This is a genomic window from Variovorax sp. efr-133-TYG-130 (genome assembly GCF_030208835.1).
GTDB lineage: Bacteria > Pseudomonadota > Gammaproteobacteria > Burkholderiales > Burkholderiaceae_C > Variovorax.
On record NZ_JARVTD010000003.1, the window covers coordinates 614186 to 624823 of the forward strand.

Genomic DNA, 10638 nt, shown 5'->3' on the forward strand with positions numbered 1-10638 from the left:
TCCACGCGAAATGAAACGGAGCTTGCAAATTCACTCAGCGAAAACTCCGATGCGACGCAGGGCTTCTACAGCCCCAGCCGCTGAATGGCGCCCCGCGCCGCGGCCGCACCGCTCGCCATCGACGCCGTGAGCAAATAGCCGCCGGTCGGCGCCTCCCAGTCCAGCATCTCCCCCGCAGCGAACACACCGGGCAGCGCATTCGCCATCAGCGAAGAATCCAGCGCATCGAATCGCACCCCGCCCGCCGTGCTGATTGCCTCGTCCACGGGCCGCGTCGCGACCAGCCTCAGCGGCACCGCCTTGATCGTGGCCGCCAGTTGCACGGGGTCGTGCATCGCGTCCTTGCTCAATGCCTCGTGCAGGACGCCGGCCTTGATGCCTTCGATGCCGAGCCGGCTCTTGAGGTGGCTGCTCAGCGAGCGGGCGCCGCGCGGATGCTTCACCGCCGCCAGCACCTGCTCCGCGCTGCGGTCGGGCAGCAGGTCGAGCAGCAGCGTCGCGCTGCCGTGCGCTGCAATCTCGTCGCGCAGCAGCGCCGATGCCGCGTAGACCAGGCTGCCCTCGATGCCGGTGGCCGTCGCAACGAACTCGCCCTTGCGCGCGAAGTGGCGGCCCTGGCTGTCGGTGAACGAAATCGCGACCGACTTGAAAGGCTGCCCCGCGAAACGGCTCGAAAAGTGTTCGCTCCATCCCTCGCCGTCGAAGCCGCTGTTGGCGGGCAGCAGCGGCGCCACCTCCACGCCCCTGGCCTGCAGCCACGGCGCCCACGCCCCGTCGGAACCCAGACGCGCCCAGCTCGCACCGCCCAGCGCCAGCACCACGGCATCGGCTTTCACGACGGCCTCCCCGGCCGGCGTCGCGAACCGCAGCGCGCCAAGGTCGATCGCGCCATCGCCCAGCCAGCGATGCCGCATATGAAACTGCACGCCCGCAGCGCGCAGCCGGTGCAGCCATGCCCGCAGCAGCGGCGCGGCCTTCATGTCGGTCGGGAACACCCGGCCGGACGTGCCGACGAAGGTCTCGATGCCCAGCCCCGCGGCCCACTCGCGCACCTGCTGCGGGCCGAACTTTCCGAGCATGGGTTCGAGCTGTGCGCGGCGCTCGCCGAAGCGGCTCATGAACACATCGAAGGGTTCCGAGTGGGTGAGGTTCAAGCCGCCGCGCCCGGCCAGCAGGAACTTGCGCCCCACCGAGGGCATTGCGTCATACACATGCACCTGCGCACCGGATGCGCTCAGTACTTCGGCCGCCATGAGCCCGGCGGGTCCGCCGCCGATCACGGCAACGGCAGGAGAAACGTTCATTCGAGAGTTACCAGTTCGCCCTGCCCGGTCAGGAACGCGACGCGCACCGTGGCACCGGGATAGGCATGTTGCACTGCCGCGCGGTAGCGCTGCATCTGTGCGATCAGCGCGGCGTCCCGTTCGGGGCGCGCCGCGGATTTGTAGTCGAGGATCCACCAGGCGCCGCCGTCGCGCTCGCGCACCAGACGGTCGATGCGCAAGGTCTCGCCTTCATGCACCAGCGTGACTTCGTTGCCATGCCAGTCGACCCTGCGATCGTCCCACACCCAGGCACCCGCCCCGGCGCGGATGCGCTGGGCCAGGGCGGCGGCGCCGCGTGCCTGCTGTGCATCGAGCATGAATTCTCGAGCGGCCGCACGCACATGGGCAGCGGGCAAAGGCTCGCCCGGCACGGCCCATTCGAGCAGGCGGTGCATGGCCTGGCCGAAGGCCGCTGCGCGTGCGTCGACGGTGGCGTTCGCGGCCGCTTTTTTTGTCGAAGGCGCTTCGGCCGACACGGGCGCCTCGGGCATTTTCTTCATCGAGAAACTGGCCGCGCCGCTCTCGGCCGGCAGCGCGACCAGCGGCTCGTCTGCCTCCGTGGGCTCGCACAGCGGCTCCAGCCGAGCCCACCAGCTGCCCTCGTTGGCGCGCGCCGGGCGAACCGATGACAGCACCAGCCGCTCCCGCGCCCGCGTGGTCGCGACGTAGAGGCCGTTCAGCTCCTCGCGATGGCGGGCGCGCTGCTCTTCTTCGAGCAAGGCCGCTGCGCAGGCCGGCGGCGTCTTCTCGCTCGCGAGGAACACGAAGCGCGTCGGTGCGCTGTCGCTGCCCTTCCATTCGACCAGCACGCCCATGGTCTGGGCGCGCGGCGGCGGGGCGTCGCAATCGAGCATGAGCACGGTGTCGGCCTCGAGGCCCTTGGCGCCGTGCACGGTCAGCAGCTGCACGGCGTCCGGCGCGGCGACGGACGGCGCCCGCACGCCGCCGGCACGCAGCGAACGCACCAGCGCATAGGGCGTGGTGAAGCGGGCGCCGTCGATATCGAGCGACGCGGTCAGCACGCCGCGCAGGTTGGCCAGCGCGCCCTGGCGCATCGGTGCCGGCACGGCCGCGCCGAACTTCGCGAGCAGGTCGCCGTCGTTGAAGATCGCATCCAGCGCGTCGTGCGGCGGCAGCGTCATCAGCCAGCGCTGCCACTTGCGCAGCTTGACGCCGGCCTCCGTCAGCTCCGCCGGCAGGTCTTCGCCCTTCTGGATCAGCGAGAACCAGTTGAGCGACGGGCGCTCCCGCTGGCGCAACGCCAGCTGCACCAACGCGTCGTCGCCGATGCCGAAAGCAGGCGATTTCAGCGCTCGCGCCAGGGAAAGGTCGTGCGCGGGCGACACCAGCGCGTCGATCAGCGCGACCACGTCCTGCACCTCGGGTGCGTCGTGCAGTTCGTTCTTCTCTGGCTGCTGCACGGGAATGTGCCGCTGGCGCAGCGCGTCCTGCATGGCGGACAAGCGGCTGCGACGGCGCGCCAGCACCATGATCTGACGCGGCGGCGTGCCGTCGGCAATGCGCTGCGCGACCCACTGCGCGGCCTGCTCGCATTCTTTCTGCAGCAACTGCTCCTCGGGCAGCACGCGCGGCGTGACGAGGCTGTCGCGCCAGTGCAGCATGCCGTCGTCGGCGGGTTCGGCCTCTGCGGCGCCGAGCGCATCGCGGTCGATGGCCGGCAGCTTGAGCAGTTCGCCCGCGTCGTTGCGCTCGGTGGTGTGGGCGCGGTAGCCGTCGAACTCGCCGGCTTCCTGCGCGGCCAGCATCGCCGAGTTGACCAGCCCGACCACGGCGCGCGCGTTGCGGTGCGTGTGGTCGCAGTTCAGCAGCTCGCCGTCCAGGCCCTCGCGCACGAACTTCTTGGCGGCGATGAACACCTGCGGCTCGGCGCGGCGGAAACGGTAGATGCTCTGCTTCGGGTCGCCCACGATGAACACGCGCGGCGCCCGCCCCTGCGCGCCGGTGTAGGCGCTGAGCCAGCCGTAGAGCGCCTGCCACTGCAGCGGGTTGGTGTCCTGGAACTCGTCGATCAGCAGGTGCGCGATGCGCGCATCGAGCCGCTCCTGCACCCAGCCAGACAAGGCCGATTGGCCAAGCAGCAACTGGGCGGCCTGTTCGACGTCGTTCATGTCGACCCAGCCGTGGGCGCGCTTCACGTCGGCAAAGGACGCGATGAGGATGCGCGTGAGCCGCGTCATGCGCTGCTGGTAGAGCCACGCGGCATGCTGGGCCTGCGCGCCGCACAGCACCTGCAATTCGGCCTCGGCCTCCTGGGCGGCCTGGAATTTCTGCAGGTTCTTGTTGAGCCGGTCTTCGGTGGCCACGAAGAAGTTCTTGCGCAGGTGCGCCAGCGCGGCCTGCAGCGCGCCCGCTTCGGGTTCGCCCGTGCCGAAGACGTCGATGATGGCCTCGGCGGCTTTCTGCGGCGTCTTGTTGGATTCCTTGCCCAGCGCGGCTGCGCGGCCCAGCCAGCGCTGGCGCACCTCGCTGCCGCGCAAGGCGTCGGTCGGCTCCTCCAGCCCGCCGAGCGATGGATAGAACGCGCTGAAGTGCTGCACCGCGTTCTCCGCATCGGCCAGAGAGAACTCGACGCGTTTGGACAGCGCCTCGCTCAGCGCCTTGGCGGTCTGCGAGCGGCCGTGGGTGGCGACGACGGCGTAGTAGTCGGCCAGCGCATTCCGGTCGGCGGTGACCGCTTCGAAGAACGGGCGCCACGTGTGGCTGCGCGCCTCGGCATCGTCCTCGAGCAGTTCGTAGTTCGAAGGCAGGCCCAGTTCGCGCAGCACAGCCAACGGTGCATTGCGCAGCAGGCCCGCGAACCAGGCGTGGAATGTGCGGAACTGCACCGGCCGGCCACCTTCGAGCAGGCGCCGGTAGAGGCCCTTCAGTCGCGGAACCGCAGCCAGTGCGGCGGCGGGCTCGACGCCGCGCATCACGAGCTGGGCGACCAGTTCGTCGGGCGAGCGCTCGGCAAAATCCTCAAGCCACTGGTCGAGCCGCTCGCGCATTTCGCCGGCGGCTTTTTTGGTGAAGGTGATGGCCAGGATCTCGTGCGGCTCGCAGGCGGAATCGCCTTCTTCGACCAGCGCGCGCAGGATGCGCGACACCAGCATCCATGTCTTGCCCGCGCCCGCGCAGGCCTCGACCGCTACCGAACGGCGCGGGTCGCAAGCGACGACGTAGAAGGCTTCGCGCGTGACATGCCGGCCGTTGTGTTCGTAGGCTGCGCCGTTCATTGCGCCACCTCCCAGAAGTCCTTGCGGCAGAGGCCGCGCGCCGCGCAGTAGTCGCAGACGGCGCCCTCCCCCAATGGCGGCAGCGGCGCCCCCTGGGCGATGCGCGTGAAGTCGTGGATGATGCCGGCGACCAGTGCGTCCCGCGCCTCCACCACGGCCGGCTGCTCGACGGTCTGCGTCCCCGAGGACTTCTCCCCCACGTTCACGTAGGCCGCGCGCAGGGTGTCGTCGGCCACCAGCGCCGCGTAGAAGGCCAGCTGGGTGTCTTCGGTCGGGTCTTTCACGCGCTCCTTGCTGACGGAGGCGGACTCGGTCTTGTAGTCGATCACGAAGGGCTGGCCGTCGGGCATGCGGTCAATGCGGTCGAGCCGGCCGATCAGGCGCAGGTCGCCCAGCGGCTGCTCCTTCCAGGGCTCGGACTCGACGAATACCGCGCCGCTGGCTTCGTGGCCCGTCAGCCAATGGAGGTAGCCGTCGCGCACCGCGGGCCATGCCGCCGCGAACGGCAGGAACTCGGCATCGGACAAGCCGAGCTCCCTAGTGGCCCGGCGCGCGGCTTCCTCGATGAACGCGGCGCGCTCCTGCGCGTCCTGCGTCGGGGCTTCGGTCAGCGCCTGGTGGAAGTGGCCGAGCACGGCGTGCAGCCAGTTGCCGAAGTCGCGCTTGTCGACCTCGGCATCGAGCTCGTCGGCGCTGCGCAGGCCGAGCTGCCGCAGCGCGAAGAAGCGATAGGGGCAGCGGCGCAGGTCTTCGTACACGCTGGTCGAGATGTTCTGCAGCGGCAGCAGCGCGCCGGAAGGCTTGGGGTATTCGGTCGGCTGCACGGCCACTTCGCGCGGGGAACGCGGGTCGGTGGCGGGACGCAAGGCGTGGTCGAGTTGCAAGGCCTGCACCAGCGGGCTCGGGCGCACGGGCTCGCCGTTGGCGTCGGACTGGCGCCAGAGCAGCTCGCACGACGGGTTGTGCAGCGCCATGGCCCAGGCCGCACGCTGCGCAGCCTCGAGCGTTTCACGCGAAGGCAGGCCGAGATCGGCGCGCTGCGCGGCGCTCCAGTTGCCGGGCGGCTCTGGCGATGCAGGCAGGCGCCGGTCGTCGCAGCCCGGAATGACGACCGCGCCGAAGGCCCGGCCCAGCAGCTGGTAAAGCGGCAGCACGACCACCTTCGGGGCCTGGTCGCCGGCGGGCGGCACGAAGCTCGCGTCTTCGAGCACGTCGCGCACCCAGGCGGTGAACTCGGCGAGCGTATGGCGGCCACCGGGGAATTCTTCGTCGTCGCCGTGGGCGCCGGCGTCGAGCCACAGTGCGGCAATGACCTTGCCGCCGGCCATGTCCTCGCTGAGCGGCTCCCACTGGTCGCCCGCCTCCAGCAGCTCGCGCAGCGCGCGCAGCCACTCGGCCAAGGGCCTGGATCGCATCATCGGTGCGCGGCGTTCCTCGATGGCTTCGGTGAAGCTCAGCAGCGCGGCGTCGTGCGGCTTCTCGCTGCGCGCCACCAGCGCGCACCACGCGGACCAGTCGCGCACGCCTTCGCGGCGCAGGCGGGCCTCGAGCGCCTGGACGACCAGCGCATCACCGTCGGCGCCGCTCTTGAGCCATTCGAGCACCTGGTCGCTGCTGGCGTCATGGGCGCAGGCGCGCAGCGAACTCATCAGCGTGGCGGCGGCGCGCGTGGTCGAAAGTTTCCATCCGGTCTCGTCGTGGGTGATGACGCCCTGCGCCTTGAGCTGTGCGCTGATGCGGCGTGTGAGCGCGCGGTCGGTCGCCACCAGCGCGACCGGCGCACGGTCTTCGGCCAGGTGGCGCAGCACGCAGGCGGCCGCGAGTTCGGCTTCGTCCTCGGGGTCGAGCGCCACATGCGAGGCCGCGGCTTCAGGCCGCGTATCGGCCGGTACCAGCGACAGGCGCAGCGCCCGGTCACCCCACAGGGCGCACAGGGCTTGCGTGAGCGGATCGGTCTGGAAGCCCTCGAGCACGAGGAGTGCATCGACCTGCGCGCGCGTGCTCTCGCGCCGGAGCACGTCCGTGGCATAGCCGGAGGTGGCGACCCACGCCACGGCAATGCGGATCAGAGCGCTCTCGGTGCGGAACCACTCGGACTCGCTGCCCGCCTCCGCGACCTGCGCCGCGCGCGCGGCCCATTCGCCCACGCGCTCGTCCGGCGACACGGCGGCCGCGAGCGGCACCAGCTGGTAGGCCAGTTCGACCAGGCGGCCGGCCAGTGCGAAGCGCTCGGCGCTGAAACCGGCCTGCGACAGCAGGGCCTGCGCTGTGACGAGGTCGCGCGCCATGTCGTGCGCGATGTCGTAGCCGGAGGGCACGAAGCCGCCGGCGCTGCGGGCCCAGTTGTGCGTGGTCTCGAAGCGCGGCACGAAGCCGGGGCTGCCGCAGCGGGCCCACATGGCGCGCGCCACGCCCATCAGCTGCGCATAGGGCACCAGCACCACCGTGCGGGCCGCGTGCACCTGGCGCTCGGCGAGCGCGCGGACGATCCGCGCGACGATGCCGCCGGCGGGGTCGCACCACAGGGCCTGGACGGGGTGGCCTTCGTTCATGTTCTATCGAGGGGTTGAGAGCGTGGGAGGCGTGGCGAGCAAGGGCTTTGGCTATCGCCGCCATAGCGGCCGCGCATGGCACGCCACCCCTTGGTTTCTGTCACAATGACCTGAACTTTAGCTGCACCGAAACTCTCTGCGCACAAGGATCCATCACATGGCCAGCGAACTCATCAAACACATCTCCGATTCCTCCTTCGAGGCCGACGTGCTCAAGTCCAGTCAGCCCGTTCTGGTCGACTACTGGGCCGAATGGTGCGGCCCCTGCAAGATGATCGCCCCGATCCTCGACGAAGTCTCGGCCACCTACGAAGGCAAGCTGCAGATCGCCAAGCTGAACGTGGACGAGAACCGCGACATTCCCGCCAAGTTCGGCATCCGCGGCATCCCCACGCTGATGCTTTTCAAGGACGGCCAGCTGGCCGCCACCAAGGTCGGCGCCATGAGCAAGGCGCAACTCACGGCCTTCATCGACCAGCAACTCGCCTGAGCGACATTTCACCCGGCCAGCGCGCAATGCGTTGGCCGGCGCGTTTTTCCTGTCATAATCTCCAACAGATCACCGGCCCTTACCTAGGCAACCGGTTCGAGTTCCCCGGTTGGTGAAGCAACTCTCGCTTCACACCCAACCTCCCCCCGTTTTCCGTTCGATTACCCCGCGAGGGGTCATTCCATGCACTTAAACGAACTCAAGGCACTCCACGTGTCTGAAGTCCTCAAGCAAGCCGAAGCGCTTGAGATCGAAAACGTCGGCCGCATGCGCAAGCAGGAGCTGATGTTCGCGATCATCAAGAAGCGCGCCAAGGCCGGCGAGCAGGTCTTCGCCGACGGCGTGCTCGAAATCCTGCCGGACGGCTTCGGCTTCCTGCGCAGCCCCGACACCAGCTTCACGGCCAGCACGGACGACATCTACATCTCGCCGAGCCAGGTGCGCCGCTTCAACCTGCACACCGGCGACATGATCGAAGGCGAAGTGCGCACGCCCAAGGACGGCGAGCGCTATTTCGCGCTGACCAAGCTCGACAAGGTCAACGACGGTCCGCCCGAGCAGAACAAGCACAAGGTGATGTTCGAAAACCTGACGCCGCTGTTCCCCAAGGAACAGATGAAGCTCGAGCGCGACGGCATCAAGGGCGAAGAGAACATCACCGGCCGCATCATCGACATCATCGCTCCCATCGGCAAAGGCCAGCGCGCCCTGCTCGTGGCACCGCCCAAGAGCGGCAAGACGGTGATGATGCAGCACATCGCCCACGCGATCAGCGCGAACTACCCCGACGTCCACATGATGGTGCTGCTCGTCGACGAGCGCCCTGAAGAAGTGACCGAAATGCAGCGCACCGTGAAGGGCGAGGTCATTGCCTCGACCTTCGACGAACCCGCCGCGCGCCACGTGCACGTCGCCGAAATGGTGATCGAGCGCGCCAAGCGCCTGGTCGAGCTCAAGAAGGACGTGGTGATCCTGCTCGACTCGATCACCCGCCTGGCCCGCGCCTACAACAACGTCGTGCCCTCGTCGGGCAAGGTGCTGACCGGCGGTGTCGACTCCAACGCCCTGCAGCGCCCCAAGCGCTTCCTGGGCGCCGCGCGCAACGTGGAAGAAGGCGGCTCGCTGACCATCATCGGCACCGCGCTGATCGACACCGGCAGCCGCATGGACGAAGTGATCTTCGAGGAGTTCAAGGGCACCGGCAACTCCGAAATCCACCTCGACCGCCGCCTGTACGAAAAGCGCGTGTTCCCCTCGATCCAGCTCAACCGCAGCGGCACCCGCCGCGAAGAACTGCTGCTGGCACCCGAGATCCTCCAGAAGACCCGCATCCTGCGCCAGCTCATGTACAACATGGACGAGATCGAGTCGATGGAACTGATGCTCAAGAACATGAAGGCGACGAAGACCAATGTCGAGTTCTTCGACATGATGCGTCGCGGCGGCTGAGCACCTTTTCGCTCTGTCCGCAAAAGCGCGTTGACCCATTCGGGCCAACGCGCTTTTTTCATGGGCGCGCCACAGGAATCGCGCGGCCTTCAAGAGCACTCTGCCGGCCAAGGTCGAGCAGCTCCATCAGCGCCACGGCCTGCTCGGGCGGCACGGGATTCGGACCCTTGCCCAGGATGGCGTCGCGCACCGCGGCGTAGTAGTCGACGTAGTTGCCCGCGCGCGTGGGCACGCTGCGTTTGCCGGCCGTGCCGTCGCTGCCGACCAGGGTGAGTTCGCCGTCGAGCGGATCGGCACCCCACCCTTCGGCCGGCGGCCTTTGCCCCGCGCGCAACGCATCTTCCTGCGTATCCACGCCATGCTTGACGTAGCTGCCGCTGGTGCCATGCACGATGTAGCGCGGCGCCGCATCGGCCGCCAGGGTTGTCGAATGCAGCACCACGCGAAGCGGCGCATGCGGTCCGCTCTCGTAGCGCAGCACGGCGTGGAAGTAATCTTCGACCACGGCGCCGTCACGCAGGACGGCCGTGTCGAGCTGGATCGTGTCGGGCAGCCCGAACAGCTGCACCGACTGGTCGACCAGGTGCGCGCCCAGGTCCACCCAAAGGCCGGATCCCGGCACAGCCTGCTCTCGCCACCGCACCTTCACCTCGGGCCGGAACCGGTCGAAATGCGACTCCAGGTACACGGGGCGGCCCAGTTCGCCGCTCGCCAGGACGTCCTTGAGCGTCAGGAAGTCGGCGTCGAATCGTCGGTTCTGGTAGACCGCCAGCACACGCTTGTTGCGCTGAGCCAACGCCGCCAGCGCCCTGGCCTCGGCCACGTCGAGGGTGAAAGGCTTGTCGACCACCACATGCTTGCCAGCCTCCAGCGCTGCCTTGGCGACCGGAAAATGTTGCGCATTGGGTGTCGCGACCACGACAAGATCGATGTCCGATCGGACCGCCAGCGCCGCCACATCGGAAACCACCGCCACGCCGGGCCAGTCCTTGCGGACCTTCTCGGGCTGCGAACTCGCCACGGCGGCCAATTCGAGCCCTGGCACCGCGGAAAGCACGGGCGCATGGAAAGTCTGGCCGGCAAAGCCATAGCCGACCAGGCCGGCGCGCAAGGTTGTAACAGTCATGGGAGGCTGGTTTGCTCGCAAAAGCGGCAGTATGCGATAATCGTGGGCTCCGCGAAAAGTGCGGCCGGGCAGCGTCGCCCGGCTTCCCAGGCCTGCCCTGGGGCAGCGTGCCAAATGAATGGTGCACTGGTGGCTCTCGCATCGACCGCGCATTGATTCCAACAGCGCAAAAGGAAATACCATGGCAAAAGAAGGCATTCACCCGAATTACCGCGAAGTCCTGTTCGTCGACATGTCGAACGGCTTCAAGTTCGTGACCCGTTCGTGCGCGAACACCAAGGAAATGGGCAAGACCGACGACGGCCGCGAGCTCCCCCTGTTCAAGCTGGACACCACGAGCGAATCGCACCCCTTCTACACCGGCACCCAGAAGTCGGTCGACAACATGGGCGGTCGCGTCGAGAAGTTCCGCAACCGCTTCGGCAAGACCACCGGCGCCGCTTCGAAGTAAAGCACGCGC

General features: G+C 68.4%; 7 protein-coding genes. 3 read left to right on the plus strand and 4 right to left on the minus strand.

Annotated elements, in window-relative coordinates; all coding sequences use genetic code 11:
• Positions 1 to 65 precede the first annotated feature (65 nt).
• Genes QRN67_RS04955 through QRN67_RS04965 form a run of 3 tightly spaced genes read right to left on the minus strand, consistent with a single transcriptional unit; the run spans position 66 to position 7113 of the window.
• Positions 66 to 1304, minus strand: coding sequence for a TIGR03862 family flavoprotein (locus QRN67_RS04955; protein WP_285410857.1), 1239 nt, complete (start codon positions 1302 to 1304; stop codon positions 66 to 68).
• Positions 1301 to 4561 carry a UvrD-helicase domain-containing protein gene (locus QRN67_RS04960; protein WP_285410858.1) on the minus strand — a complete coding sequence of 1087 codons (3261 nt, stop codon included), beginning with the start codon at positions 4559 to 4561 and terminating at the stop codon, positions 1301 to 1303. Before QRN67_RS04960 ends, QRN67_RS04955 begins: the two co-directional genes overlap by 4 nt.
• Entirely contained in the window at positions 4558 to 7113 is a 2556-nt protein-coding gene (locus QRN67_RS04965) for a PD-(D/E)XK nuclease family protein (RefSeq protein WP_285410860.1), read from the minus strand. Before QRN67_RS04965 ends, QRN67_RS04960 begins: the two co-directional genes overlap by 4 nt.
• A gap of 157 nt (positions 7114 to 7270) precedes the next feature.
• Between QRN67_RS04965 and trxA the strand changes: the two genes are divergently transcribed.
• Complete coding sequence (gene trxA, locus QRN67_RS04970; RefSeq protein WP_042578306.1) at positions 7271 to 7603, plus strand: thioredoxin TrxA; 333 nt, start codon at positions 7271 to 7273, stop codon at positions 7601 to 7603.
• 183 nt (positions 7604 to 7786) lie between these two features.
• Positions 7787 to 9052, plus strand: coding sequence for a transcription termination factor Rho (gene rho, locus QRN67_RS04975; protein WP_081266259.1), 1266 nt, complete (start codon positions 7787 to 7789; stop codon positions 9050 to 9052).
• A 58-nt stretch (positions 9053 to 9110) separates the two neighbouring features.
• Here rho and QRN67_RS04980 read toward each other — a convergent pair whose 3' ends face one another.
• Positions 9111 to 10178, minus strand: coding sequence for an oxidoreductase (locus tag QRN67_RS04980; RefSeq protein WP_285410864.1), 1068 nt, complete (start codon positions 10176 to 10178; stop codon positions 9111 to 9113).
• A 181-nt stretch (positions 10179 to 10359) separates the two neighbouring features.
• Between QRN67_RS04980 and QRN67_RS04985 the strand changes: the two genes are divergently transcribed.
• Positions 10360 to 10629: a type B 50S ribosomal protein L31 gene (locus tag QRN67_RS04985; protein WP_019653042.1), complete on the plus strand. Its 270-nt coding sequence runs from the start codon at positions 10360 to 10362 to the stop codon at positions 10627 to 10629.
• The last annotated feature ends 9 nt before the right edge of the window (positions 10630 to 10638 follow it).

Coding starts and splice junctions, on each gene's coding strand:
- QRN67_RS04960 (WP_285410858.1), bottom strand. CDS start 4,561: ATGAACGGCGCAGCCTACGAACACAACGGCCGGCATGTCACGCGCGAA.
- QRN67_RS04955 (WP_285410857.1), bottom strand. CDS start 1,304: ATGAACGTTTCTCCTGCCGTTGCCGTGATCGGCGGCGGACCCGCCGGG.
- QRN67_RS04965 (WP_285410860.1), bottom strand. CDS start 7,113: ATGAACGAAGGCCACCCCGTCCAGGCCCTGTGGTGCGACCCCGCCGGC.
- QRN67_RS04985 (WP_019653042.1), top strand. CDS start 10,360: ATGGCAAAAGAAGGCATTCACCCGAATTACCGCGAAGTCCTGTTCGTC.
- trxA (WP_042578306.1), top strand. CDS start 7,271: ATGGCCAGCGAACTCATCAAACACATCTCCGATTCCTCCTTCGAGGCC.
- QRN67_RS04980 (WP_285410864.1), bottom strand. CDS start 10,178: ATGACTGTTACAACCTTGCGCGCCGGCCTGGTCGGCTATGGCTTTGCC.
- rho (WP_081266259.1), top strand. CDS start 7,787: ATGCACTTAAACGAACTCAAGGCACTCCACGTGTCTGAAGTCCTCAAG.